This is a genomic window from Bradyrhizobium sp. USDA 10063 (assembly GCF_054063735.1).
In genome coordinates this window covers 7441361-7465852 of the sequence record NZ_JBSSGP010000002.1, presented here as the reverse complement: position 1 = coordinate 7465852, position 24492 = coordinate 7441361, and the positions used below count along the sequence as shown (strand labels likewise).

General features: G+C 64.2%; 23 protein-coding genes, 1 tRNA gene and 1 pseudogene. 18 read left to right on the top strand and 7 right to left on the bottom strand.

The genetic code is table 11. The features are described from left to right. The first annotated feature begins 10 nt into the window (after positions 1-10). Positions 11-1108, top strand: a complete 1098-nt coding sequence (locus ACVJGD_RS37175) for an ABC transporter ATP-binding protein (RefSeq protein ID WP_456638851.1) — start codon at positions 11-13, stop codon at positions 1106-1108. 53 nt (positions 1109-1161) lie between these two features. On the opposite strand, the gene ACVJGD_RS37170 is transcribed toward ACVJGD_RS37175, so the two are convergent. Together ACVJGD_RS37170 and nagA are read right to left on the bottom strand one after the other, a co-directional pair. Beyond that, complete coding sequence (locus ACVJGD_RS37170) at positions 1162-2364, bottom strand: aspartate kinase (protein WP_456638850.1); 1203 nt, start codon at positions 2362-2364, stop codon at positions 1162-1164. Then, positions 2365-3549 (bottom strand): N-acetylglucosamine-6-phosphate deacetylase, encoded by a 1185-nt coding sequence (nagA, locus tag ACVJGD_RS37165; protein ID WP_456638849.1) that lies wholly within the window; start codon positions 3547-3549, stop codon positions 2365-2367. Between the two features lie 118 nt (positions 3550-3667). On the opposite strand from nagA, the gene ACVJGD_RS37160 reads away from it, so the two are divergent. The 3 genes and pseudogenes from ACVJGD_RS37160 to ACVJGD_RS37150 all read left to right on the top strand — a co-directional run bounded on the left by ACVJGD_RS37160 (position 3668) and on the right by ACVJGD_RS37150 (position 6578). Beyond that, positions 3668-4591: a BadF/BadG/BcrA/BcrD ATPase family protein gene (locus tag ACVJGD_RS37160; RefSeq protein ID WP_456638848.1), complete on the top strand. Its 924-nt coding sequence runs from the start codon at positions 3668-3670 to the stop codon at positions 4589-4591. Positions 4592-4610: 19 nt separating this feature from the next. Further along, positions 4611-5568: pseudogene (locus tag ACVJGD_RS37155) on the top strand (N-acetylmuramic acid 6-phosphate etherase). An 11-nt stretch (positions 5569-5579) separates the two neighbouring features. Next, positions 5580-6578 (top strand): SIS domain-containing protein, encoded by a 999-nt coding sequence (locus ACVJGD_RS37150; protein WP_456640495.1) that lies wholly within the window; start codon positions 5580-5582, stop codon positions 6576-6578. Between the two features lie 113 nt (positions 6579-6691). Here ACVJGD_RS37150 and ACVJGD_RS37145 read toward each other — a convergent pair whose 3' ends face one another. Together ACVJGD_RS37145 and ACVJGD_RS37140 are read right to left on the bottom strand one after the other, a co-directional pair. Further along, a complete protein-coding gene (locus ACVJGD_RS37145; protein WP_456638847.1) occupies positions 6692-8050 on the bottom strand; it encodes an MBL fold metallo-hydrolase in 1359 nt (452 codons plus the stop codon). Further along, positions 8047-10056, bottom strand: a complete 2010-nt coding sequence (locus tag ACVJGD_RS37140; protein WP_456638846.1) for a S8 family serine peptidase — start codon at positions 10054-10056, stop codon at positions 8047-8049. Before ACVJGD_RS37140 ends, ACVJGD_RS37145 begins: the two co-directional genes overlap by 4 nt. Positions 10057-10387: 331 nt before the next feature. On the opposite strand from ACVJGD_RS37140, the gene ACVJGD_RS37135 reads away from it, so the two are divergent. After that, positions 10388-10678: a hypothetical protein gene (locus ACVJGD_RS37135; RefSeq protein ID WP_456638845.1), complete on the top strand. Its 291-nt coding sequence runs from the start codon at positions 10388-10390 to the stop codon at positions 10676-10678. Between the two features lie 5 nt (positions 10679-10683). Here the strand turns inward: ACVJGD_RS37135 and ACVJGD_RS37130 are convergent. After that, positions 10684-10760: transfer RNA gene (locus tag ACVJGD_RS37130), tRNA-Pro, on the bottom strand. Between the two features lie 69 nt (positions 10761-10829). Between ACVJGD_RS37130 and ACVJGD_RS37125 the strand changes: the two genes are divergently transcribed. From ACVJGD_RS37125 to ACVJGD_RS37110, 4 genes are read left to right on the top strand one after another with little or no spacing between them, the layout of a single operon-like run. Then, positions 10830-11849, top strand: a complete 1020-nt coding sequence (locus ACVJGD_RS37125; RefSeq protein WP_456638844.1) for an L-threonylcarbamoyladenylate synthase — start codon at positions 10830-10832, stop codon at positions 11847-11849. A gap of 27 nt (positions 11850-11876) precedes the next feature. Beyond that, complete coding sequence (locus tag ACVJGD_RS37120; RefSeq protein ID WP_456638843.1) at positions 11877-13304, top strand: FAD-binding oxidoreductase; 1428 nt, start codon at positions 11877-11879, stop codon at positions 13302-13304. A gap of 20 nt (positions 13305-13324) precedes the next feature. Next, complete coding sequence (locus ACVJGD_RS37115; RefSeq protein WP_456640494.1) at positions 13325-13759, top strand: GNAT family acetyltransferase; 435 nt, start codon at positions 13325-13327, stop codon at positions 13757-13759. Further along, positions 13756-14337, top strand: a complete 582-nt coding sequence (locus ACVJGD_RS37110; protein WP_456638842.1) for an NUDIX domain-containing protein — start codon at positions 13756-13758, stop codon at positions 14335-14337. The genes ACVJGD_RS37115 and ACVJGD_RS37110 overlap by 4 nt, the downstream gene beginning before the upstream one ends. Positions 14338-14428: 91 nt before the next feature. On the opposite strand, the gene ACVJGD_RS37105 is transcribed toward ACVJGD_RS37110, so the two are convergent. Beyond that, complete coding sequence (locus ACVJGD_RS37105) at positions 14429-15187, bottom strand: SOS response-associated peptidase (protein ID WP_456638841.1); 759 nt, start codon at positions 15185-15187, stop codon at positions 14429-14431. A gap of 72 nt (positions 15188-15259) precedes the next feature. On the opposite strand from ACVJGD_RS37105, the gene ACVJGD_RS37100 reads away from it, so the two are divergent. From ACVJGD_RS37100 to ACVJGD_RS37085, 4 genes are all read left to right on the top strand, one after another. After that, positions 15260-15763, top strand: a complete 504-nt coding sequence (locus ACVJGD_RS37100) for a hypothetical protein (RefSeq protein WP_456638840.1) — start codon at positions 15260-15262, stop codon at positions 15761-15763. Between the two features lie 184 nt (positions 15764-15947). Then, on the top strand, positions 15948-16367 hold the full coding sequence (locus ACVJGD_RS37095; RefSeq protein ID WP_456638839.1) for an NUDIX hydrolase: 420 nt from the start codon (positions 15948-15950) through the stop codon (positions 16365-16367). Between the two features lie 63 nt (positions 16368-16430). Continuing rightward, positions 16431-16808: a TIGR02301 family protein gene (locus ACVJGD_RS37090; RefSeq protein ID WP_456638838.1), complete on the top strand. Its 378-nt coding sequence runs from the start codon at positions 16431-16433 to the stop codon at positions 16806-16808. A 140-nt stretch (positions 16809-16948) separates the two neighbouring features. Continuing rightward, entirely contained in the window at positions 16949-17212 is a 264-nt protein-coding gene (locus tag ACVJGD_RS37085; RefSeq protein ID WP_454617336.1) for a hypothetical protein, read from the top strand. A gap of 129 nt (positions 17213-17341) precedes the next feature. Here ACVJGD_RS37085 and ACVJGD_RS37080 read toward each other — a convergent pair whose 3' ends face one another. Beyond that, on the bottom strand, positions 17342-18676 hold the full coding sequence (locus ACVJGD_RS37080) for a dihydroorotase (protein ID WP_456638837.1): 1335 nt from the start codon (positions 18674-18676) through the stop codon (positions 17342-17344). A gap of 129 nt (positions 18677-18805) precedes the next feature. On the opposite strand from ACVJGD_RS37080, the gene ygfZ reads away from it, so the two are divergent. The 5 genes from ygfZ to ACVJGD_RS37055 all read left to right on the top strand — a co-directional run bounded on the left by ygfZ (position 18806) and on the right by ACVJGD_RS37055 (position 24469). Beyond that, positions 18806-19687, top strand: a complete 882-nt coding sequence (ygfZ, locus tag ACVJGD_RS37075; protein WP_456638836.1) for a CAF17-like 4Fe-4S cluster assembly/insertion protein YgfZ — start codon at positions 18806-18808, stop codon at positions 19685-19687. Further along, positions 19684-20310 (top strand): DNA-3-methyladenine glycosylase I, encoded by a 627-nt coding sequence (locus ACVJGD_RS37070; protein ID WP_456638835.1) that lies wholly within the window; start codon positions 19684-19686, stop codon positions 20308-20310. The genes ygfZ and ACVJGD_RS37070 overlap by 4 nt, the downstream gene beginning before the upstream one ends. After that, positions 20307-20921: a YfbR-like 5'-deoxynucleotidase gene (locus tag ACVJGD_RS37065; protein ID WP_456638834.1), complete on the top strand. Its 615-nt coding sequence runs from the start codon at positions 20307-20309 to the stop codon at positions 20919-20921. The genes ACVJGD_RS37070 and ACVJGD_RS37065 overlap by 4 nt, the downstream gene beginning before the upstream one ends. 133 nt (positions 20922-21054) lie before the next feature. Beyond that, the gene (locus tag ACVJGD_RS37060) at positions 21055-21561 is read left to right on the top strand and encodes a tyrosine phosphatase family protein (RefSeq protein WP_456640493.1); all 507 of its coding nucleotides are present in this window, start codon (positions 21055-21057) and stop codon (positions 21559-21561) included. A gap of 217 nt (positions 21562-21778) precedes the next feature. Beyond that, positions 21779-24469: a DUF2339 domain-containing protein gene (locus ACVJGD_RS37055; protein ID WP_456638833.1), complete on the top strand. Its 2691-nt coding sequence runs from the start codon at positions 21779-21781 to the stop codon at positions 24467-24469. The last annotated feature ends 23 nt before the right edge of the window (positions 24470-24492 follow it).

Here is a 24492-nt window from a genome sequence, read left to right as displayed (position 1 = left end):
CATGCACGCAATGGTCGATAACCGTACAGCAACGCATTTGGAGATCCGCGGGCTCCGCCGGGCGTTCGGCGGCGTCGGCGCGCTGGAGACGATCGATCTGACCGTCGGCGAGGGCGAATTCCTCGCCCTCCTCGGTCCATCGGGTTGTGGGAAGACGACGCTGCTCCGATGCATCGCCGGACTGCTCGATCCGACTGCCGGCGATATCCTGGTCGACGGGCGCTCGATCGTGCGCACTCCCGTACACCGCCGCGGCCTCGGCATGGTGTTCCAGAGCTACGCACTGTTTCCGCACATGAACGTCATCGACAACATCCGCTTCGGGCTCAAGATGCACCGGGTCGACAAGCGCGAGGCCGACCGACGGGTCGCCGACGCCATGGACCTGGTCCAGTTGAAGGGGTTCGAGCAACGCTTCCCGACGCAACTATCCGGCGGACAGCAACAGCGCGTCGCCCTCGCCCGGGCGCTGGTGACCAGTCCCTCCGTGCTGTTGCTCGACGAGCCGTTCGGCGCGCTCGACGCCAAATTGCGGCAATCGATGCAGATCGAACTCCGCCGCCTGCAGCGCCGACTGAAGATGACGATGATCTTCGTCACCCACGACCAGGCGGAAGCGCTCAGCATGGCCGACCGCATCGCGGTGATGCGTGCCGGCCGCGTCGAACAGCTCGATACGCCTGCGCGCATCTACGATGCACCAACCACCGCCTTCGTCGCCGATTTCATCGGCCAGATGAATCGCCTTGGTGGTCGCATCGTCGGCCGTGCCAATGGATATGCGCTGCTGGCCGTTCCGGAACTGCAGACTCCCTTGAAGGCCCGCGACAACCCCGCGCTCGCGATCGGCGACGAAGCACTGGCCATGATCCGTCCCGAGCGGATGCAGTTCTGTCAGGTGGGCGACCTCGACAGGATGTTGGCGGGCGTGACCAGCGATGCCGTCTTCAATGGCGAGCGCCTCAACGTGTTTGTGCAGACCGATGCCGGCTCGATTTCCGTCGCTCTTCCAAATGCAGGCGCCGACGTTGCCAAGGCGGCCACGACGGTTGGCCAGCCGACCACGATATCCTGGAACGCCGACGATCTCCTGCTCTTTCCTGCATGAGAGCGCGGGATACCGTCCTGCGCAAGAGCAGAATGCGAGTCCATTTCTCAAACCTATGTTTGCTGGACGAGCGAATGCAACGCCTTGACCGCGGCCTCCCGGTTCTCAACAGCGACAAACAGGCTGACCGAATGCGGCGACAACACGTACTTGTCGGGGACAATCCCGTGATGTCCGAGAACCTGCAACGCCCTGAATGGCAATTCCGACGAAACGCCGCCGAAGCAGGTGAGACTCACCGAGCTTGAGGCCTCGCGCTGCTTGCGCAGATCCTTGCTTTCCTCCAGCGTGCGCAACAGGGCGTCGAGCCACTCTGAATCACAGGCCACGGTCATGCTGGTTTTTCCCGCGGTGAAGCTCGAGGCGAGAAGCTGTGGCCAGGACAGGCTGTTTTGCTTGAGATGCTGCGCAAATTTCTCGAAACCGTGATTGAGATCCTTGGAATCGATTTCCACATGCTCGACGCGAGCCATCGAGTTGACGGCCAGAACCTTTCCGTTTTCCATGCCTGCAACCTCTTTCATCACTTGCGTGCTGTGTTCAAGGCCACCCCACTGCCTCAGAACCAGAGGCACATCCTGACTTTGCGCCAGCTCTACGCTGCGAAAGTGCAGGATCTTTGCACCCCAGAAGCACATTTCGGACAGGGATGCGAAGTCCACTCGCCGCAGGGGCTTTGCATCCGGCACGAGGCGCGGATCGGCCGAACAAATTCCGTCGACCTCTTTGATGATCTCGCAGCGCTCGGCTTTCAGCGCCGCGGCCATCGCAACGGCCGTGGTGTCGCTGCCGCCCCGGCCGAGCGTGGTGATTTCCCTGGTCGCCGGGTTCACGCCCTGAAATCCTGCCAGCACCACGACGCGCCCACGATCAAGTTCCTCACGCACGCGAATGGGCCGTACATCCAGAATGCGTGCCGAGGAATGCGAGTCGTCGGTCATCACGCCGGCCTGGCTGCCGGTGAAGCTGATCGCTGATACACCGAGGTCGGAAAGCGCCATGCTCATCAGCGACATGCTGATGCGCTCACCGGTCGTTAGCAGCATGTCGAGTTCACGGCGATTGGGATTAGGGCTTACCTGATAAGCCATCCGGATCAATTGGTCGGTGGTCTTGCCCATGGCGGAGACGATCGCCACGACACGATAACCACGGCCGTGCAGGTCGGCGAGACAGCGCGCAACCGCGCGGATTTTCTCCGGTGTTTCAAGGCAGACACCGCCATATTTTTGCACGATGATGGGATGGTTGCTCATCTAACCTCGGTGATAAGCCTCGCTCGCCTCGCCCGTCGAACCGACACCTCCTATCCATGTGCCGACGACTTCGAAGTTCGGATTGAAGGCAACAAGGTCCGCGCGGTATCCGGGCGTGATCCGTCCAAGCTCGGACTCAAGGCCGAGAAACGCCGCTGGTGTCCGAGAGGCCATGATCAGGGCATCGACAAGGGAGATTCCGAGCAGCGCAACAGCGTTGCGCACCGCTTCGATCATGGTGAGGTGAGCGCCCGCGAGTGTTCCATCGGGGCCAGTCAGGCGATTTTCGTGCAACGTGATCTGCCTTCCTTGCAGCATGAATTGCCGGTCGTTCGTGCCCGCCAATGGCATCGCATCGGTGACCAGCATCAATCGATCGCGTCCCTTGCAGCGGAAGGCAACACGCAAACCGGCGCGGTCAACGTGGATGCCGTCGCAGATGATCCCTGCGAACAGCCGGTCATCCCAAAGCGCGGCACCCACCAAGCCCGGCTCCCGGGCGTTCAACTGCGACATGGCATTGAACAGATGGGTCACCCCCGAGACACCGCGATCGACCGCCTGGCCGATTTCGGCTGCGGTGGCGTCGCTGTGGCCGGCCGCGATACGCAGTCCGGCGCCGATCAATTCATCAATCATCGACGCGGGCACGCATTCCGGGGCCAAGGTGACGATGGAGCGGCCGCGGCCCCCAAAGCTTTTGATCGCGGCGAGATCGCGCCGATCAGGCACGCGTATCTCGGCTTCCGGATGAATGCCCTTGCGAGACCTGTTGAGGGCCGGCCCTTCCAGATGAAAGCCGAGCACGCCGGGAATCTTCAGACAGGCCTGGGCAACCGCAGCCAATCGCTCGATGACCTCACTGCGATCGGTGATCAGGGTCGGCAAGCAGCCCGTGGTCCCCTGCTTGCGGTGCGCCTCAACGATGCGTCGAACGCCAGCCTCCGTTGGCTGATCGTTGAGAAGAACGCCCCCGCCTCCGTTGACCTGGATGTCGATAAATCCGGGTGCAAGGATTGCATCTGCGGGAAGGTGGATTGAGGCGCGCGGCTCCGCCTCACCGAAGGTGATGCTTTCAATCCGCCCCTGCGAGAGCCTGACCGCCCCCGGCCCCCGCATGTCGACACCATCAAAGATGTGCTGCGCGGCAATCGAGAGAGAGACGGAAGACCCGGCGTGGCCCATCAGTATCGATCCGAGGGTGGCAGTCACGGACTCGTGAGGCGAGTCCCGTACAAGACTTCATAATGTACACGAAGGGGCTTTGGGAGGACCCAGAGCGAAACCCTCGCGTTAACTTTCCATGGGAACAGAAGGTATCACGTATCTCGGCATTGATGGCGGCGGAACCCGCTGCCGCGCCCGGATCGAGGACGAAAACGGCAGGGTCCTCGGTGAAGCGAACTCGGGGCCTGCCACGACGCGGATTGGCTTCGAGAAAGCCTGGCGATCCATCATGGAGGCCACTGAAGCGGCAGCCGCACAGGCCGGACTGACGCACGAGGATTTCGCGCGGATGCACGCCGGAATTGGCCTTGCCGGTCTTAGTCGTCGGGGCGCGGAAGCGGCGCTCAACAAGATCGCGCATCCCTTTGCGTCCGTCATCTTCATCAGCGATGGCCTGGCGGCCTGTCTCGGCGCCCATAGCGGAGCGGACGGGGCCATCGTGGTAGCCGGCACAGGCTCGGTGGGTGTCGGCCTGATCGGCGGCCGCGAAATCCGTCTCGCCGGTTACGGCTTTCCCGTGTCGGATGAGGGCAGCGGCGCCGACATCGGCCTGCAGGTTGTTCGACTGGCTCTGCGGGCTGCGGATCGCCGCGGCGAATTGACCCCATTGCTTTCAGAGGTGTTGGGCGCGTTCGATGATGATCCTTATCAGGCGGTGGCTTGGTCTGAAGAAGCCAGGGCCACAGACTACGCTGCGTTCGCGCCGATCGTGATACGGCACGCCAATCAGGGCGATCCGGTCGGCCGTCGCATTGTCGAACGCGCGGCCGATGCCATCGGCGATCTGCTCGATCTGTTCCTGGCGAGAGGAATTGACCGGCTCTCACTGGTGGGCGGGCTCGCGGATTCCATTACGCCCTGGCTGACGCCTGACCTGCGCGCCCGCCTGAGGCGCCCTGACGCCGACGCGGCGGCCGGCGCGTTACTGGTGGCGCGAGGGCGGCTTGACCTGCCCAAGAGAGAAGCTGACCATGAACAAGGCTCAAAGTTCCGCGTTTGACGGCGCATGGATCAACTATATGGCCACCGAAGAAGTCGATCCCCGCTTTGCCGATCTTGATGCATGGTCGCTGACGTCGGCGATGGAAGCGATGTGGGAGGGCCAGCTTGCGGCAGTCGCGGCGATCGGCCACGCCCTTCCCGCGATCACTGCGGCGACCGAAGCGGCCAAGGCGGCGCTGGGCGATCGCGGACGCATTGTGTATGTCGGCGCCGGCACCTCGGGCCGCGTGGCGGTCCAGGACGGCGCCGAACTGATGCCGACCTTCGCCTGGCCCAACGAGCGCGTCCGCTTCATCGTCGCCGGCGGAGACAGCGCGTTCGTCACCAGCATCGAGGGCGCGGAGGACGATGTCGATGATGCGGTCACGCAGATCAATGCCGCCCGGCTCACGCCGCACGACGTGGTGATCGCCGTTGCCGCCAGCGGGACAACGCCATTCACGGTGGCTGCGCTGCAGCAGGCAGGCTCCTACGGTGCTGTGACGATCGGTGTCGCCAACAATCCCGGCACTACACTGCTGGCATCGGCAAAGTTTCCGATCTTGATCGAGACCGGCCGCGAGCTGATCGCCGGCTCGACGCGGATGAAGGCGGGCACCGCGCAGAAGGTTGTGCTGAACCTCATCTCCTCAGGGATCATGCTGCGCCTTGGCCGGGGTGTATCGCGGCATGATGGTGAACATGCAGCCGACCAATGCCAAGCTGAAGCGGCGCGCCGAAGCCATGGTGGCGCAAATCGCGCACTGTGATCCGCAGCACGCGGCACGCTCGCTTGAGCAGGCCGGGGGAGACATCAAGACGGCAGGCCTTCTGGCGTTGGGTGTCGACAGGGCTGATGCCGAGACCATTCTGAAAAACTGTGACGGCAACCTTCGGCGCGTGTTTGCCGAGCTCGCCAAGGATCTCGTCAAGGATCATGACCGGCATCCCAAGGAAGCGACGGGCCGCAAGCAAGGCGGAGCGGTTGAGCCGTGACAGCATCCGCGATGGCGAGCGAAATCGGGGAAGGCGCGGAGGTCGTCGCCAAAATTGTTCGTAACCGCCCCGCCACGCGTGACATCGCGCAGCGAATTGGGATTGGCTCCGCCCCGCTGTGCGTCGTGTGCGGCCGAGGAAGCTCCGGGCATGCAGGTGTTTTCTTAAGATACCTTGTCGAGACACGGCTTCGCCTTCCCGTTTCAGCCAGCGCTCCTTCGGTGATCACGGCATTTCGCACGCCCTTGATGCTGCGCCATGCGCTGTTCATCGTGATCTCGCAATCCGGACGCAGCCCGGATCTTGTCGCGGCGACCAGGTCGGCGCGCGCCGCGGGCGCCCGCACCATCGCCATCGTCAACGCGACGTCATCGCCGGTGGCTGACGAGGCGGAGTTCGTCGTTCCGATCGAAGCCGGCAGCGAGCACTCCGTAGCGGCGACCAAGACCGTGATCGGCTCGATGGCCGCTAGCGCCGGACTTGTTGCCGAGCTGGCGGAAGATCATGCGCTGCGGTCAGCCCTCGACAGGCTGCCCGAGCGCCTGCACCGCGCGCTGGCGCTCGACTGGTCCGAGATTGCCGATGATCTCGCCAAGGCGTCAGCCGTGTTTGTGGCGGCGCGGGGCCTGGGCCTGGGCTCGGCGCGGGAGATCGCGCTCAAGCTTTCGGAAATCCTGCGCCTGCCTTCCATCGGTCTGAGCGCGGCCGAGCTGCAGCATGGACCGCGGGCTGCGTTATCATCGCGCACGCCGGTTGTCATGATGCGCCTCATGGATGAAACGGCTGATACGGTGGATGCGTTGGCAGAAGAATTGCGCGGACAAAAGATCGCGCTGCATCTATGCGGCGGACCGCATGGCTCGCTGCCCTGGTTGGCCGAGGATGACCCCGCCACCGACCCGATCACCATGCTCGTTCCAGCCTATCGGATGATCGAGCAGACAGCGCGCGCCTGCGGATTTGACCCCGATCGTCCCCCTCGCCTGAGCAAGATCACCGAGACGTTTTGACAGCCGGCCAATCGCCGGCTGGCGACCGAAAGCACATGCTTGTGACATCCGATCGAATCGTCGCAGCAGGGGCAGCGATGGGACATACTTGCACCCCTCAAGGCTCACCGGAATCAGAACTTGGCGGGGTCAAGCTCAAGCGGCTTTTTGTTCAGGAAGTGCACCTTGATTTTGCCACCAGACAGCTTGGCGTAGTCCTTCATGTCCTTCTCGACGTTCGTGAAATGCTCGAGTGCCTTCGTATATTCCTTCACGCCAAGTTTGTCCTCTTTTCGTTGCTTGATCTGCCGTTCAAGAAACGCGACGCTGCAGTTGAACCAGAAGTAACAGGGATCGGCGGCCTGCGGATTCGAGCTAATAACACTCGGACCGCCGACGCGAGACTCGGCGAGAACCTGCAGCACGCGACGGTCGGGATTCTCGTGACGACCATTGCCGCAGATGACATAGTGGTCGGCGGTGACACGGCGTGCGAAGTCGCGATCGGTGTTGTGCTCGGAACCGTGGTGTGGAACCTTCAGGACGTTGACGTGCAGCCCGCCGCCGTCCTGGATGAGCCCATTGTGGCGAAGTCCCTCCAAGATATCGGTGTGATGGCCGTCTCCGGTTAGCAGCATGCGTTCGCCGCCATGCTCGATCATCAGCATCAGCGAGGCGAGATTTTCTTCGGTGACTTCCTCCCGGTCGCCGAGTTCGTCGTCATCGAACTCGCGCACCAGGGCGCCACGCAAGTCGAAACGCGCATCCTCCTCGTTCCGCCACCTGCGGGTACGTGCGAGGTTGTCCCGGTTTTCGGCATCGCGAAGCCATTCGTTCCATTTCGTGCGCAGTCGCTTCAAGTCTTCTTCGAACGGACCGAGCACCTTGATGACCGGCGAGCCGGCGCCATTCAGTTGGATGGTGTCAGGCGGATCGCGAACCATGGCAAGCAAGCCGCCGAACTCCTGGTTCAGCGGAATCTTGAGTTGCTTGGGCGAGATCCGGCTCGACAGCTTGATCGCCTCGGGGATGGATGCTGCGATGGCCTGGTAGGCGGCGCCAATGCGCTGAGCGCGGAGATTGACGCTGTTCGACAGCTCCGCCCCCCTCGCAGCGAGCATCGAGCCGATCTGCCCGGCATTCTTGCCGACTTGATCGTGAAAGGAATTGTGCCATAACCGCGCGACGTCTGGCGGCTCCGGGGAATCCGGCTCGTTCGGTGCCTCGCCACTCGCCTTCATGTGGCGATAGACGCGCCATTCGGCGATATCGTTCATCAATTGAAGTATGCCGGCGATGTGATCCTGATCAATGTGCGATAGATAGACGAGATCAAGCGGACGGCCATTCTCCTCCCGCCACTTGCCGAGGAATGGTCGCACGTGCTGGGCATATGAATCGCTCATGCCACCGTCGATCAAAATCGACGTGCCGTCGGAAGCTTCGAGCAACATACAGTCGCCCTTATCCGAAGGCAGAATCGTCAGCTTCATGGATATCGTCCTTTGACGTCCGTTCGCTTCTGGACCCGTGCAGCCTGCTCTACGCACGCCTGCGGTGCAATCACGCCAAAACCGCAATCGTTGACCCACTCATAAGTGCCGCCAGGCAGTGGCTTGGCCGTGGCCTTCAGGATACCGTTGATCTGTGCTGCCGTGAGATTGCGCTCGGCCGAGAGCATCAACCCAACGACGCCGGCGACAAACGGGCTTGCCATGCTCGTGCCGGTCATGGCGATCCACGGCTCATCCTCGCGGCCAAAGCCGTTAGCGGCGAGGACGTCGGTGCCGCGCGCGGCCACGTCGGGCTTGAGCCTTCCGTCGCGGGTCGGCCCCTGACTGCTCGAAATATTGATTCGTTGCTGGAGTTCGTCCAGGTTGGCGACCGATACCACGCGGTGTCCACAGGCGAGTGAGCTGACGGAAGAGCTGTCGACGTTGGAACGGCTGGAGAAGAACGATGGCCAAAAGTAGCGGCCATCCTCAACGTCAACGGGGTCGTCACGTTCGATCCAGCCATGAAAGCGGCCATCGCGAATATCGAGGCCGTGCAGGCGCACCATCCACGTGCCGGCGTCGACACCGACGACCACCTCCTTGCTGATGAAGGGCGTCAGATAGATTGAGATGAAGTTGTTGCCGTTGGCGGGGTGGTAGCTCTCATTGTAGATGCTGAGCATCATCTTGCTTGGCAACTGATAGTTCTCGAGGTATTCGCCGGGCGCGATGGGGCCGATCCACGCACTACCACCCGGTGGCTTGATGCTGACGGCGATGAGATCCTGCGGCTCGTACCAGAATTCCAGCTCGTTTTCCGAAACGTCGATCAGGGTATCGCCGGCCACGATCCACTCAATGTCATGATCGAGCCCGCGCGCCGGAATCCGACCCGATGTGTGGATGCGGCCCAACATGTAGCCCACGTCGCCTGCCTTCTCGGCGCGCTCCTGACCAGCGTTTCCGGCGGCAACACAGACACACCGGCCGGGTTCTGCCGTTAATGCGTCGATCCAGCGATCGAGAGCGCTCGTGCTGTCGTGGGCGGCGCCGTTGGTGCCAAGGCTGATGTTGATCGACACGGGTAGCTTCAGGTCCCGCGCGACACCAAGCAGGTAGTTGATCGCATCGATCAATCTTGTCGAGTCGTAGAACGACTTTCGGCGATCCGCCTTTCCAGGAGGCGTAGCGATGAGAACGGCAGCGATTGCCGCCTTGGGACAGACACCTGTGTTTCCCGCTGCAATGCTGGCAACGTGGGTGCCGTGAGCCCCGGGGACCATCTGCGATTGGCGCTGGACATCGTGCGGCGAAACTCCGATCTTCGCCGCAGTCTGTCGGGCCTTTTTCATTGCCGCTGGCATGATCTCGTGGCCGTAGTCGAAACCTTTTGGATGGTTTCCGTCCAGGGCCCCCTGATCCCAAATTCTGACGAAGCGGCTGTTTCCCTTTCCGTCATCGAAATCCTCGTGCAGCCAGTCGAAACCTTCGACATCGATGATGCCGATCAAGACGTTCGCGCCGTCGCCATGGAGATCTTTACGCTCGATCGGTTTGGCGCGCGGCGCCGGCGGTTGATCGCTTGTGCTCGAACGGATGATGCCGGGCCATTTGAGATTCTCGGCCTGCTCGACGAAGGTGACACCTGGCGTCTTCGCAAGATTCTCGACCTCGTCCAGCGGCACGCGCAGAATGGATAGGTTTCCCTCTTGCGCGCGCAGACCGGGGAGTTTGAGGTGTTCGGTCGTTCGCACGAACACATTCACTTTGACATCGCTGCGCGGGGCGTCCTTCGCAAGCTTCTTCTTCTTGACGACGGCCAGAGGCAATGAAGCGGCTTCCACTGCGGATTGTAGTGGCAGTGCAGCGCGCGCAAGCTTTGGCGAAACCACCAGCGCGCCCATGGTTTCGGCCCGGCAGGCGTTTACCTCCGGGTCGCCATTCAATGCCATACGAAGTTTTGGATGAATTCGCCGCCGCCAATCGCTCTGCTGACCGGCCATAAAATCCCTCTAAAACTAATTCACCGCATAATTGTCCACTTTATGAATAACCCGCATACGTTGCAATAGGATCTCGCCTTTTGGTTGAAGAAATTTCTGGCGCGTCTGGGTTGTTCGTCCCGGCGCCTGCCGGTTGCTTAAGCGAAAGATGAGATTGATGGCATCTCACCTGCTCGGCGCCGGGCCGGATCGTCTCATGTTCTACAGCGGCTCCGTATACGTCGATACGAAGCCCTCGCGTTCGCTGAGCTACGCCGAGTTGGCGTCCGCGGCGCGCCACATGGGAGACGCTCACCGTAGACAGTGGTGGCCAATTTGGTGAGAGACGTGGATGACCGGGAAGCCTGACTACTTCAAGAAGGCGTCGTTGATACAGGCCTGTCAGCGTCGACCATCACCGCTCATCCGCGCACCGGCGCGCCGCATGCTTCGCGCGTCAGCACCTAAGCAGGTGTGTCGGCCGAAATTCCCGGCCCGCCGCACGTCGGGTCCGGCTGATTACTCGATTGCGGCGGCGAAAGGGCGGAATTTGCCGGAAATCGGCGCTTTAGAAGCGCATAAGCGCATCAATTCGCTGCGCATTTCGTTGCGCAGCCAGAATAGCGAAACTATAAGCCATTGAAATAATGGTCGGAGTGGCAGGATTCGAACCTGCGACCCCTGCGTCCCGAACGCAGTGCTCTACCGGGCTGAGCCACACTCCGACTGAGAACGCGGCTTATAGCGTCGGGCTCGGGCGACCGCAAGCAGCGCATTTGAGGATTTTAGTCACAGTGGAAATCAGTCTGAAGACCCGGATCCTGCCGGCCGGAACAGCCGCGACCGCGGCGGCCGCCGGCGTGCTCGCGCAAGGCGGCCTGGTGGCGTTCCCGACCGAGACCGTCTATGGGCTCGGCGCCGATGCCACCAATGCGACCGCGATTGCCCACCTCTACCAGGCCAAGGGACGGCCGGCGTTCAATCCCCTGATCGCTCATGTCGACGATCTCGCCGCCGCGAGGCGGATCGCCCGCTTCGATGCGGTGGCAACCGCGCTCGCCGAGGCGTTCTGGCCGGGGCCGCTGACGCTGGTGCTGCCGAAAACGGAAGATTGCCCAGTGGCGGAGCTTGCGACCGCGGGGCTCGATACCGTCGCGGTGCGCGTGCCCGTCCACCCTGTCGCCCGCGACATCCTGCGTGCCTTCGGCCGGCCGGTGGTGGCGCCTTCCGCCAACCTCTCCGGCCATGTCTCGCCGACCACGGCGGAACATGTCGCAAGCGATCTTTCGGGGCGCGTCGACCTGATCGTCGATGGCGGCCCGGTCGACGTCGGGGTCGAATCGACCATCGTCGGCTGCTTCGACCGCGCGACGCTGCTGCGGCCGGGCGGGCTGCCGCGCGCGGAGATCGAACGCGTGCTCGGCCACAGGCTCGACCAACTGCCGGCGGGTGTCGAAAGCGACAGCGGCCAGCCGCTCGCACCGGGCGACGGCGGCAGGCCGCTCGCGCCGGGCATGCTTGCCTCCCACTACGCGCCGCGCACGCGCGTGCGGCTTAACGCCGACAGGATCGAGCCCGGAGAGGCGCTTCTGGCGTTTGGGCCCTTGAGCATATCGGGGGTTGATTCGGCGGCCGCGGTAATGAATCTGTCCGCTGGCGGCGATCTTGCCGAGGCCGCCGCCAATCTGTTCGGCTATCTGCGCGCGCTCGATACCAAAGCCGCGCGCGCGATCGCGGTGATGCCCATTCCGGGTGAAGGTCTGGGCGAAGCCATCAACGACCGGCTGCGCCGCGCAGCCGTTGGCCGCGAATGAAGAGCGGCCGGAGTGAAAGAGACCGGGATGAACATCGCAGAGCCGCCAGCGCCACAGCTTCCGCCGGAACTGATCGATAAGTTCCGCGCCATTGTCGGCGACAAATATGCGGTGACTGACGCCACCGACATCGCGCCTTATCTGGTCGAGGAGCGTAACCTGTTCCAGGGCCGCTCGCCGCTGGTGCTGCGCCCGGGCTCGACCGCGGAAGTCGCCGCGATCTGCAAGCTCGCAAGCGAGCATCGCATCGCGCTGGTGCCGCAGGGCGGCAATACCGGTCTGGTCGGCGGACAGACGCCGCATAATGGCGAGGTCGTGATCTCGCTGAAGCGATTGGACAAGATCCGCGAGATCGACACCGCCTCCAATACCATGACCTGCGAGGCCGGCGTGGTGCTGCAGGTGGCCCAGCAGCGCGCCAGCGACGTCGACCGGCTGTTTCCGCTCTCGCTCGGCGCCGAGGGAAGCTGCACCATCGGCGGCAACCTCTCGACCAATGCCGGCGGCACCGCTGCGTTGGCGTATGGCGTGGCGCGCGAAATGGCGCTCGGGCTCGAAGTCGTGCTCGCCGACGGGCGCGTGCTCAACGCGCTGTCGAAATTGAAGAAGGACAATACCGGCTACGACCTGCGCAACCTCTTCATCGGCGCCGAGGGCACGCTCGGCATCATCACCGCGGCGACGCTAAGACTGTTCCCGAAGCCGCGCGCGATCGAAACCGCCTTTGTCGGGCTGAAATCGCCGGCGGACGCCTTGAAGCTGTTGTCGATCTCGCAAGCCGAAGCCGCCGGCAGCCTGACGAGCTTCGAGTTGCTCGCCGACATCGCGGTGGATTTCTCGATCCGCCACGGCATCGACATCCGCGATCCGCTTGCCAGCAAGCACCCTTGGTATGTGCTGATGGAGCTTTCCTCGCCGCGCGACGATGCGCGCGATACGCTGGAGGTGATCCTCGCCGAGGGCATGGAAGACGGGATCGTCGACGACGCCGTGATCGCGGCCAATTTGAGCCAGCGCCAGGCGTTCTGGAAATTGCGCGACGAGATGTCGGCGGCGCAGAAGCCGGAAGGCGGCTCGATCAAGCATGATATCTCGGTACCGGTCGCCGCAGTCCCGGCCTTTATCGAGGAGGCCAACGCGGCGGTCGTCAAGCTGATCCCCGGCGCGCGGCCGGTGCCGTTCGGCCATCTCGGCGACGGCAACATCCACTACAATGTCAGCCAGCCGATCGGCGCCGACAGCGCCGATTTCCTCAGCCGCTGGCATGAGGTCAACGCCGTCGTGTTCGACATCGTGCTGCGGATGGGCGGGTCGATCTCGGCGGAGCACGGCATCGGCGTGCTCAAGCGCGATGAATTGCCCGACGTCAAGGACAAGGTCGCGATCGAACTGATGCGCAGCATCAAGGCGATGCTCGATCCGCTCGGCATCATGAATCCCGGCAAAGTGCTGTGAACGTAGCACCCCGATCCCCCATCGCCGCGCTCGCCGTCGCACCGATCGCAGACGGCGACGTCGCCGATGTCGTCGCGCTCTGGAAGCGCTGCAGCCTGACGCGGCCGTGGAACGATCCGTTCGCCGATATCGCGCTGGCGCGACGGGGGCCGAATTCGGACATCCTGGTCGGCCGCGACAATGGCGTGATCGTCGCATCCGCGATGGTCGGCCATGAGGGCCATCGCGGCTGGGTCTATTACGTCGCGGTCGATCCTGACAGGCAGGGTGCCGGCTTCGGCCGCGCGATCATGCGCGCGGCGGAAGACTGGCTGCGGGCGGCCGGAATCGCCAAGCTGCAATTGCTGGTGCGGCGGGAAAACGCAGAGGTCGGCGCGTTCTATCACTCGATCGGCTATGAGGAGCAGCAGCTTCTCGTGTTTTCCAGATGGATCGACGGGCGCACGCCGCCATGAGTATTTCCGACCGTGTCCGCGTCAAGGACGTCCGCGTGCTTTCGGACGAGCACTACCTGCTGAAGTCGGTGACCTTCGACTATCGCCGCGGCGACGGTTCCTGGCAGACGCTGAACCGCGAGGTCTTCGACCGCGGCAATGCCGCGACACTGCTGCCCTACAATCTCGCGACGCGCAGCGTGGTGCTGGTGCGGCAATTCCGCCTGCCGCCGTTCCTCAACGGCCATGATGATCTCATGATCGAGGCGGCCGCGGGCATGCTGGACGACGAGACCCCGGAGAACCGGATCCGGCTCGAAGCGGAAGAGGAAACCGGTTACCGGCTTCATCACGTCGAGAAGGTGTTCGAAGCCTATATGAGCCCGGGCTCGGTGACCGAGAAACTGCATTTCTTCGTCGCCGAATATGATTCCTCGATGCGGATCGGCGACGGCGGCGGCCTTGCGCACGAAGGCGAGGACATCGAGGTGCTGGAGTTGTCGATCGATGAAGCGCTCGCAATGACCAGAGGCGGCCGCATCGTCGACGCCAAGACCATCATGCTCGTGCAATACGCGGCGCTGAATATTTTTCGGTAAGGTGTAGGGTGGGCAAAGCGAAGCGTGCCCACCATCAAGCATTCAGTTCGTAATGGTGGGCGCGCTGCGCTTTGCCCACCCTACGATTCCTCTAAAACAACGATCCCTGCCCGTCGTCTTCCGGCACGGCCGGTGACGCCTTGCGTGGTGCCGTCGGCTTCGGCGCTTCGGCGGCGCGCTCCTTGTCCGTGATCGGCAGCAGCAATTGCGCATCGTCATTGGCGGCGTGGTTGACCCGCATTGAGACCTCGTGCCAGGCGAATTCGCCGACCGCCGGACCCTTCAGCAGCGGCATCGCCAGTGAGACATCGTCGTTGCGGCAATCGAGCCAGCGCTCGAAGGCATCGGGCAAAATCGTCACGGGGACGCGGGGATGCAGCCTCGCCAGATCGGCACTGGCCGGCGCGGTGATGATCGCAACGGTGTCGACCTCCTCGCCGTTCGGGCCCATCCAGGTTTCCGCCAGCGCGGCGAAGCCGATCGGCTGCTGGTCGCGGCGATAGATGAAAAAGGGCCGCTTGCGGCTGCCCTGATCGTGCCATTCATAATAGCCGTCGGCAGGGATCAGCGAGCGGCGCCGCCGGATCGCGTTCTTGAAGGCGGGCTTCTGCAGCACCGTCTCCGAGCGGGCGTTGAACAAGAGGCCGACCTGACGGGGATCCTTGACCCAGGCAGGCACCAGGCCCCAGCGCATCAGGCGGAAATGCCGTCCACCGTTCTCCAGGATCACCACGGGAACGGGTTGGGTCGGCGCGATATTGTGCCGTGGCGGGAAGTTGGGCTGCTCAAGGTAGCCAAAGAGCAGCCTGATCGCCTCCGGCGGCGAGGTGATAACGAAGCGTCCGCACATAATCCGGGAAAATTTAGTACTCGTTCAGGACCTTTTAACCGCCCCTGTCAAACACTGCGCACAATGATCTCCATGGGCTCACCAGCAGCGGAATCCAATCGTCCGACGCCGCGACCGGCGGGCCCTGACGAGGCCCGCGCGGCGGCATTGCGCGCCGGCAATATCAATCCGCGCACCGGGCTTGCCACCGATTACCTCAATCACTTCAACGAAGCCATCATGCTACTCGAGATGATTCCGGATATGCCGGAATGTGCCGAGGATTTCATGAGCTGGCACCCGTTGTCCTATGCCGAGCACTTCACGGCCTCCAATTTCAGGGCGCGCGACCTCGCGATCGAGGCCTATGAATCGGCCGATCCCACCACCCGCGCCGAGTTCGACAACATTACGAACACGATGACCTCGATATTGACCGCGGTGAGCGCCGCGATGGGCAAGGTGCGTCAGGACAAGACCCGTGCCAAGCTGGCTGAACAGGCCACGATCTGGGTCAAGCCACTGGTCGCCCTCGCCGGCGGCATCATCAACGGCGGCACCGAAGCCGACATCGAGCGAATCATGGCCAGCGAGTAGCTGGCCGGCCGCAAATTGCACCTTCGCCGTCATGGCCGGGCTTGTCCCGGCCATCCACGTCCTGGAGCCGCGAAGGAAGGCGTGGATGCCCGGGACAAGCCCGGGCATGACGAGTTCTGCGGTTAGACCTTTCGGCCCTGTTCGGGCATGATCCAGCCAGTTTCCGACAGTTTTGGATCGCTTCTTGACCTCCCCCACCCTGCCTGCCCGCCCCCAGCTTGCCGTCTCCGGCGCGATCTTTCGCGACGGCAAGGTGCTGCTGGTCCGCCGCGCGCGCTCGCCCGGCAAAGGCTTCTATTCGCTGCCGGGCGGCCGGGTCGAATTCGGCGAGTCGCTGCATACGGCGCTGCACCGGGAGGTCGACGAGGAAACCGGGCTCCGAATCGACATTGTCGCGCTGGCCGGCTGGCGCGAGGTGCTGCCCGGGCCGACCGGTGGCGGGCATTACCTGATCATGTCGTTCGCGGCACGATGGGTGGCGCGGGAACCCCATCTGAACGACGAGCATGATGATTTCAAATGGCTGGAGCCCGAGGCGATCGGCGACCTCAAGGTCACCGGCGGCCTGCAAGAGGTGATCCAGGCCGCCCGGCGGCTGATTTGATGCCCTATGGGGCGGGTTCCGGCGCCTTGCCTGCAGCACAATCCGGGGGCATATGACGCTCCCATGTCGAAAGTTCTCCTGGCCGCCCTCGTCCTCGTCACGGCGTGCAATCTCTCGCCTGCGCGGGCGGAGGATGCCGCAGCGCCGTTCGACGGCGATCTGCAGCGGCTCGCCGAGATCCTCGGCACCCTGCACTATCTGCGCGGCATCTGCGGCAGCAACGAAGGCGCCAAATGGCGCAACGAGATGCAGGCGCTGATCGACGCCGAAACCCCCTCCGGCGACCGCCGCGCCCGCATGATCGCGGGCTTCAACCGCGGCTATAACGGCTTCCAGCAGACCTACCGCACCTGCACGCCGGCCGCCGTCGTGGCGATCCGCCGCTACGTCGAAGAGGGTTCGAAGATCTCCCGGGACCTGACCGCGCGCTATGCGAACTGACCGCGTAGACGATCGATTCACCTTGAGCGCCGCCATTAACCTTTCCTAAAGAAGTGGCCTAGGCGTGCCCAATCCGCGTGCTACAGCTTTGTGCATGACGCGATTCGCCGTGAATCGCGCCGACATGCCTTGTGAGTTTCATGCGCATTCCAGCGTTCTCGATTGCCCGCGATCCCCTGCCTGACCACGAGCAGAAGCAGGCCGCGCTCACCTATCTGAACGAGGCCTGGGCCGAAGCGCGCCATGACGGCATCGACGGCGACTGCCTCGCGCAGGCGAGCCTGTTCGCCGCGCTGGCCGAACTGGTCGGCACCTATGGCGAGGAAGCGGTGGCGAAGTTCGTCGAGGGGCTGCCGGCACGCGTGCGCAACGGCGAATTCTCGCTGACGCTGGCGCGGCAGTAGTACCGTTTCAACACACCGTCATCGCCGCTTTTTTCGCCGTCATTGCGAGGAGCGATAGCGACGAAGCAATCCATGCCTCCGCAAGTGGAGAAATGGATTGCTTCGCTGCGCTCGCAATGACGGAGGACGCTACGCCCTCAACGTCTCCAGAAACCGCACCGGCTCGCCCAGCGACGGCGTCACCACCTCGCCCTGCCACATCACCCGCTTGCCGCGGATGAACGTGCCGACCGGCCAGCCGATGACGCGCATCCCGTCATAGGGCGTCCAGCCCGCGCGCGAGGCGATCCACTTGTTGGTGATGGTCTCGCTGCGCTTGAGATCGACAATGGTGAAATCGGCGTCATAACCGGCCGCGATGCGGCCCTTGCAGGCGATGTTGAAGAGCCGCGCCGGCCCCGCGCTGGTGAGGTCGACGAAGCGCGCCAGCGACAGCCGGCCGGCGTTGACGTGATCGAGCATCAACGGCACCAGCGTCTGCACGCCGGTCATGCCGGAGGGCGACGCCGGATAGGTCTTCGCCTTCTCTTCCAGCGTGTGCGGGGCGTGGTCGGAGCCGAGCACGTCGATGATGCCCTGCTCGATGCCGTACCAGATCCTCTCGCGATGGTCGGCCGAACGCACCGGCGGATTCATCTGCGCGCGGGTACCGAGCCGCTCGTAGCATTCCGGCGCGGCCATGGTGAGGTGATGCGGCGTCGCCTCGCAGGAGGCGACGTCCTTATGGTCGCGCAGGAAATCGATCTCCTGCTTGGTCGAGATGTGCAGCACGTGGATGCGCTTGCCTGTCTCATGCGCGAGCTTGACCAGCCGCTGCGTCGCCATCAGCGCGGCGACCTCGTCGCGCCAGAGCGGATGAGAGCGCGGATCGCCCTCGATCCTGAGCGATTTGCGGTCGTTGAGGCGGTACTCGTCCTCGGCGTGGAACGCGGCGCGGCGGCGGATTACCTTGAAGATGCGGGCCAGGCTCTCGTCGTCCTCGACCAGCAGTGTGCCGGTGGAGGAGCCGATGAACACCTTGACGCCGGCGCAGCCCGGCGCGCGTTCGAGCTCCGGCAGGTCTTGCACATTCTCGCGGGTGCCACCGATGAAGAAGGCGAAATCGCAATGCATGCGGTGACGGGCGCGCTGCACCTTGTCGGCGAAGGCCGTCTCCGTCACCGTCAGCGGATCGGTGTTCGGCATCTCGAACACGGCCGTGACGCCGCCCAGCACCGCGCTGCGCGATCCGGTCTCCAGATCTTCCTTGTGGGTCGGGCCGGGCTCGCGGAAATGCACCTGGGTATCCATTACCCCGGGCAGGACATGCAGGCCCTTGCAGTCGATCACCTCGTCGGCCGAATCGCAGTTCAGGCCGCCGATCTCGGCAATGCGGCCGCCCCTGATGCCGACGTCGCGAACACCCTCGCCATCCTGATTGACCACGGTGCCGGATTTTAGAATGGTGTCAAAACGCTGATTCATCGCTCCTCGCGCCCGTGTTCAAGCTGCCTGCCGGGCCTTGTTCGGCGCAGTTTAGCGCCTTAACTTCGGAAGGAATATCCGCCAGCTCCGTTTCCCAAAGGAACCTTGGAAAAGGCCGAATAGAGCCGCATGAAAGCAGCATTTCTACCAGATCGGGGCGTGGTCAAGGTGACGGGCGAGGACGCCCGCAACTTTCTCAACGGCCTCGTCACATCAGACCTGACCGACCTCGAGCCAGGCGCGGGCCGGTTCGGCGCGCTGCTGACCCCGCAGGGCAAGATCATCGTCGATTTCCTGATCACGGAGGCGCCCGCGGGCGATGGCGGCGGCTTCCTGATCGACGCCCCGCGCGTCCTTGCGCAAGCGCTCACCGACAAGCTGCGCTTCTACAAGCTGCGCGCAAAGGTCGCGGTCGAGAACCTGTCCGACGGGCTCGGCGTGCTGGCCGCCTGGGACGGCGAACCGGCGATGAAGCCCGACCTCTGCTTCCGCGATCCCCGCAACGACGCGCTGGGCTTCCGCATCCTCGTGCCGGAAGACTTGAAAGCCAAGGTCGCGGATCTCATCGGCGCCGACCTCATCGACAGCGCCGCCTATGAGGCGCATCGCATCGCCACCGGGATTCCGCGCGGCGGCCTCGATTTCAGCTATGGCGATGCCTTCCCGCACGAGACCAACATGGACCGGCTCGGCGGCGTCGATTTCGACAAGGGCTGCTATGTCGGCCAGGAAGTGGTGTCGCGAATGCAGCATCGCGGCACCGCGCGCACGCGCACCGTCAAGGTCATCCTGGACGACCTCTCGCCCGAGCCGGGCGCCACCATCCTCGCCGGCGACAAGCCGGTCGGCACCATGGGCTCGGCCGCCGGACAGAACGGCCTGGCGCTGGTCCGCACCGACCGCGTCACCGATGCGCTCGATGCCGGGCTTTCGCTCTCCGCCGGCGGCCTCGGCCTAAAGCTCGCCGAACCTGACGTCGTCCGCGCCGCGCCGAAAAAGACCGTCGCATGAGCCGCACCGCGAAACTGCATCCCGACGGCAAGATTCGCTGCCCGTGGCCGGGCGAAGATCCGTTCTACGTCGCCTATCATGACGAGGAATGGGGCGTGCCGGAATATGACGACCGCGCGCTTTACGAGAAACTGATCCTCGACGGTTTCCAGGCCGGCCTCTCCTGGATCACGATCCTGCGCAAGCGCGAGAATTTCCGCAAAGCCTTCGACGACTTCCAGCCCGAAAAGATCGCGCGCTACAACGCCAAGAAGGTCCATGCGCTGATGAACGATGTCGGCATCGTGCGCAACCGCGCCAAGATCGAGGGCACGATCGCGAGCGCGAAGTCCTACTTGAAGATCATGGAAGAAGGACCGGGCTTCTCGAAATTCCTGTGGGATTTTGTTGACGGCCGGCCCAAGGTCAACGAGTTCAAGACCACGGCGAGCGTGCCGGCCTCGACGCCGCTGTCGATCAAGGTCTCGAAAGAACTGGCCTCGCGCGGCTTCAAGTTCGTCGGCCCGACCATCGTCTACGCCTTCATGCAGGCGACCGGCATCGTCAACGACCATCTCGTCACCTGCTTCTGCCACGAGAGTTGCGGCGGCAAGCATCGCAACCCGCGCTTCAAAGTGAAATGACCGGAAGATCACCGGCGCCCAAGCAGGACGCGCGGGCCTGGCAACGCATGCTGTCCGGGCGGCGGCTCGATCTGCTCGATCCTTCGCCGCTCGACATCGAGATCGCCGACATCGCCCACGGGCTCGCCCGCGTCGCGCGCTGGAACGGGCAGACCAGTGGCGCGCATATCTTCTCGGTCGCGCAGCATACGCTGCTGGTGGAAGCGGTGATGCGCCAACAGATGCCGCGCGTCGATGTCAGCGTGCGGCGCGCGGCGCTGCTGCACGATGCGCCGGAATATGTCATCGGCGACATGATCTCGCCGTTCAAGGCGGTGCTCGGCGGCGACTACAAGACCGTGGAGAGGCGCCTGCTCTCCGCGATCCACATCCGCTTCGGCCTGCCTGCCGTGCTGACTGAGGAGATCACGCAGCAGATCAAGGCCGCCGACCGCGGCGCCGCCTATCTCGAAGCAACCCGCCTTGCGGGATTCTCGGAAGCCGAAGCCAGGCGCCTGTTCGGCCGCGATCCCGCCCTGCCGGAAGCAACCGAGCGCGACTACCTGACACCATGGACCGCCGCGAGAGCCGAGAAGCGGTTCCTCGAACGCTTCAACGCGGTAGCGGCGTAGGTGCGTAGGGTGGGCAAAGCGCAGCGTGCCCACCGTTCCAAGCGAGATCGTGGAGATATGGTGGGCACGCTGCGCTTTGCCCGCCATACGGCAGCGGCTATAATCGGCCCCAACCACGTGCCCAAGGACCATGATGCTTCACGTCTGCTCGCTCGCCGCGCTTCCCGAAACCGTAAGACTGACCGGCGCCAGCCACATCCTCACCGTGATGGCCAATGTCGCGCAGGTTCAGCGGCCGGCCTCGGTGCTCGAGGCCAACCATCTGCGCGTGCAGATGGACGACATCACCGAAGTGATTGATGGATTCATCGCGCCGTCGGAAGAGCACATCGAGAAAGTCCTGAACTTCGTGCGGAGCTGGGACCGCAGGGCCCCGATGGTGGTGCACTGTTATGCCGGCATCAGCCGCTCGACCGCGAGCGCGTTTGCCGCCGCCTGCGCGCTCAATCCGCATCGCGACGAGGTCGAGATCGCGCGCAAGATCCGCGCCGCCTCCCCGATCGCCTCGCCCAACCGGCTGATGGTGAGCCTCGCCGACAAGGCGCTCGGGCGGGAGGGGCGGATGCTGCGCGCGCTCGACGAGATCGGGCCCGGCGCGATGAGCGTCGAAAACCAGCCGTTCCGGGTCCACCTCGAGTGAGCCGCGTGGAAATGCCGCTTATCATTTGAACTTTTTGCGGGGCAACCTCCACTCAATGGATTGCGACGACCGCGGACGTGACTCGTTACGCCCAAAAGCGCGATGAGATAAGGATGAATCATCATCGCGCTTTAGGTTATCGTTTAAGCATGATCCTTTCGGAAAACCGCTTCACACTTTTCCGGATCATGCTCTAGCGCGCCCGCCCGGAGGCCTGATGCTTGAGTTCATTGTTTTCGTCATTGCGATCGTCGCATTTGCGTTTGCGCTGAAGTCAATGAACGAGGTGGCCGCGCTGCGCACGCGGCTGGACGCCATCGAAAGCGCGAACGCTGCAGCGGCACGGCCGGTATCGCCGCCGCCACTCGCCCCGGAGCACGAGCCGGAGCCGACGCTTGCGACCTCGTCGCCGGCTGCGGCCACGCCACCGCCATTGCCGCCCGAGGCCATTCAGGTCTCGCCAGCTATGTTCGAGCATGCTGCGGAGCCGGATGCGCCAAGCGGCGCACCGCCTGCTCCGCCGCCGCTGCCGCCTGCGCAACCCGGCTTCGAGGAGACCATCGGCACCCGGTGGGTGGTGTGGCTCGGCGGCCTGACGCTGGCGCTCGGCGGCTTCTTCATGGTGCGCTATTCGATCGAGGCCGGCCTGTTCGGGCCGGGCGTGCGCACCATGCTCGGCGGCCTGTTCGCGCTGGCACTGCTCGCGGCCGGCGAATGGACGCGGCGCAAGGAAAGCATTTCCGCGATCGCGCCGCTGCCGATCGCCAATATTCCATCGATCCTGACCGCCGCCGGAACGGCGGTGGCATTCGCGACCGTCTACGCGGCCTATGCGCTCTACGACTTCCTTGCGCCGGCCACCGCCTTCGTGCTGCTCGGACTGGTCGCACTCGGCACGCTCGCCGCGGCGCTGCTGCACGGGCCGGCGCTGGCGGGGCTTGGCGTGGTCGGCGCCTTCGCCACGCCGATCCTCGTGTCATCCGACAAGCCGGATTTCTGGGCGCTCTACATCTATCTTGCGATCGTCACCGCGGCATCCTTCGGTCTCGCCCGCATCCGGCTGTGGCGCTGGCTCGCCGTCACCACGGTCGTGTTCGCGCTGCTCTGGACCTTTCCCTGCCTGCAATGCGGGCCGTCGATGATCGGGCCGCACGCCTTCCATGTCATCGCGGGATTCATCCTCGCTGCGCTGCTCGTCGTCTGCGGCTTCATGTTCGGACCGGAGGCAGAGGGCGAGCAGGTCGAGCCGATCTCATCGAGCGCGCTGATCGCCTATCTGGTCGGCGCGCTGCTGATCGTGCTGAACAGCTTTCACGCCGACCCCGCGCTGATCACCTTCGGCCTTCTGGTCGCCGGCAGCCTGTTCGTCGCCTGGCGGACGCCGGCGGCCACCGCCGCGATCGTCGCCAGCGCGCTGTTCGTGTTCGTCGCGTTCGCCGAATGGGCGGTGCGCGGCAATCCGGACATGCTGGTGCTGCCCGGCGGCCCCCTGCCCGGCATCGGCCCGAACGCCACCGACGGCTCGGTCTCGCTGCACCTGACCACGGCGGCGATCTTCGCCAGCATGTTCGGCGTGACCGGCTTCCTCGCGCAGCGCCGCTTCACCGCGACCGCGATCACGGTGCCGTGGGCAGCCGTCGCGACCTTCACGCCGCTCGCGCTATTGATCGCGCTCTACGCGCGGATCGCGCAGCTCGACCGCTCGATCCCGTTCGCGATTCTCGCGGTACTGCTCGCCGCGGCCTTCGCCGCCGCGACCGAATTCCTGTCCAGGCGCGAGGACCGTCCCGGACTGTCCGCTTCGATCGCGCTGTTTGCGACCGGCACGCTCGCCGCGCTGGCGCTCGCGCTCACATTCGCGCTGGAAAAGGGCTGGCTTACGATCGCGCTGGCGCTGATGTCGCTCGGCACCGCCTGGATTTCGCTGCAGCGGCCAATTCCATTCCTGCGCACATTGGCCGCCATCCTCGCCAGCATCGTGGTGCTGCGCATCGGCTACGAGCCGCGGATTGTCGGCGATGCCGTCGGCACTACGCCGATCTTCAACTGGCTGCTCTGGGGCTACGGCATTCCCGCCGCCTCGTTCTGGGCCGCCAGCGTCTTCCTGCGCCGCAATGGCGACGATGCGCCGCTCCGCGCGGTGGAGTCGGCCGCGATCCTGTTCACGGTCCTGCTCGCTTTCATGGAGATCCGCCACGCCGTCAACCAGGGCGACGTCTACCGCAACAGCGCCGGCCTCACCGAGGTCGCGCTGCAGGTCTGCACGGCGCTGGCGATGGCGATCGGGCTGGAGCGCCTGCGCATCCGTACGGCCAGCATCGTGCACAACATCGGCGCGGTGCTGCTGACGGCGTTCGCCGGGCTTGCTGCCGTCTTCGGCCTGATGCTGCTGGAGACGCCGATCCTGTGGCCGATCAATGTCGGCGGCAGCTTCATCAACCTGCTCCTGCTCGGCTATGCCCTGCCCGCAGTGCTGGCGCTATTGTTGTCCTACGCGGTGGCGGGCCGGCGCCCGGCCGCCTACGGCAACACGCTCGCGGCCGGCGCGCTGATCCTCGCGCTTACCTATGTCAGCTTTGAAATCCGCCGGCTCTACCACGGTCCCGTGCTGTCGCATGGCCCGACCACCGGTGCCGAACAATACACCTATTCGATCGCCTGGCTGGCGTTCGGCGTCGTGCTGCTCGGGATCGGCATCGTCGTTGGCTCGCAGCGCGCGCGGATGGCATCTGCCGCCGTCATCGCGCTGACCATCGTCAAGGCATTCGTCATCGACATGTCGCAGCTCACCGGCGTCTACCGCGCGCTGTCCTTCATGTGCCTCGGCGTGGTGCTGGTCGCGATCGGCTGGTTCTACCAGCGCATCCTGTTCCGGCGACAGGCGGCGTCGCCGCCGGTCGCGGGATAAACCGGCAGGTTCCCATCACGCGC

What these genes read in the sequence shown, in the direction of transcription:
- ACVJGD_RS37175 (WP_456638851.1), top strand. Translation starts at nt 11, where the DNA reads ATGGTCGATAACCGTACAGCAACGCATTTGGAGATCCGCGGGCTCCGC.
- ACVJGD_RS37170 (WP_456638850.1), bottom strand. Translation starts at nt 2,364, where the DNA reads ATGAGCAACCATCCCATCATCGTGCAAAAATATGGCGGTGTCTGCCTT.
- nagA (WP_456638849.1), bottom strand. Translation starts at nt 3,549, where the DNA reads ATGGGCCACGCCGGGTCTTCCGTCTCTCTCTCGATTGCCGCGCAGCAC.
- ACVJGD_RS37160 (WP_456638848.1), top strand. Translation starts at nt 3,668, where the DNA reads ATGGGAACAGAAGGTATCACGTATCTCGGCATTGATGGCGGCGGAACC.
- ACVJGD_RS37150 (WP_456640495.1), top strand. Translation starts at nt 5,580, where the DNA reads ATGGCGAGCGAAATCGGGGAAGGCGCGGAGGTCGTCGCCAAAATTGTT.
- ACVJGD_RS37145 (WP_456638847.1), bottom strand. Translation starts at nt 8,050, where the DNA reads ATGAAGCTGACGATTCTGCCTTCGGATAAGGGCGACTGTATGTTGCTC.
- ACVJGD_RS37140 (WP_456638846.1), bottom strand. Translation starts at nt 10,056, where the DNA reads ATGGCCGGTCAGCAGAGCGATTGGCGGCGGCGAATTCATCCAAAACTT.
- ACVJGD_RS37135 (WP_456638845.1), top strand. Translation starts at nt 10,388, where the DNA reads ATGACCGGGAAGCCTGACTACTTCAAGAAGGCGTCGTTGATACAGGCC.
- ACVJGD_RS37120 (WP_456638843.1), top strand. Translation starts at nt 11,877, where the DNA reads ATGAACATCGCAGAGCCGCCAGCGCCACAGCTTCCGCCGGAACTGATC.
- ACVJGD_RS37110 (WP_456638842.1), top strand. Translation starts at nt 13,756, where the DNA reads ATGAGTATTTCCGACCGTGTCCGCGTCAAGGACGTCCGCGTGCTTTCG.
- ACVJGD_RS37105 (WP_456638841.1), bottom strand. Translation starts at nt 15,187, where the DNA reads ATGTGCGGACGCTTCGTTATCACCTCGCCGCCGGAGGCGATCAGGCTG.
- ACVJGD_RS37100 (WP_456638840.1), top strand. Translation starts at nt 15,260, where the DNA reads ATGGGCTCACCAGCAGCGGAATCCAATCGTCCGACGCCGCGACCGGCG.
- ACVJGD_RS37090 (WP_456638838.1), top strand. Translation starts at nt 16,431, where the DNA reads ATGTCGAAAGTTCTCCTGGCCGCCCTCGTCCTCGTCACGGCGTGCAAT.
- ACVJGD_RS37085 (WP_454617336.1), top strand. Translation starts at nt 16,949, where the DNA reads ATGCGCATTCCAGCGTTCTCGATTGCCCGCGATCCCCTGCCTGACCAC.
- ACVJGD_RS37080 (WP_456638837.1), bottom strand. Translation starts at nt 18,676, where the DNA reads ATGAATCAGCGTTTTGACACCATTCTAAAATCCGGCACCGTGGTCAAT.
- ygfZ (WP_456638836.1), top strand. Translation starts at nt 18,806, where the DNA reads ATGAAAGCAGCATTTCTACCAGATCGGGGCGTGGTCAAGGTGACGGGC.
- ACVJGD_RS37070 (WP_456638835.1), top strand. Translation starts at nt 19,684, where the DNA reads ATGAGCCGCACCGCGAAACTGCATCCCGACGGCAAGATTCGCTGCCCG.
- ACVJGD_RS37065 (WP_456638834.1), top strand. Translation starts at nt 20,307, where the DNA reads ATGACCGGAAGATCACCGGCGCCCAAGCAGGACGCGCGGGCCTGGCAA.
- ACVJGD_RS37060 (WP_456640493.1), top strand. Translation starts at nt 21,055, where the DNA reads ATGCTTCACGTCTGCTCGCTCGCCGCGCTTCCCGAAACCGTAAGACTG.
- ACVJGD_RS37055 (WP_456638833.1), top strand. Translation starts at nt 21,779, where the DNA reads ATGCTTGAGTTCATTGTTTTCGTCATTGCGATCGTCGCATTTGCGTTT.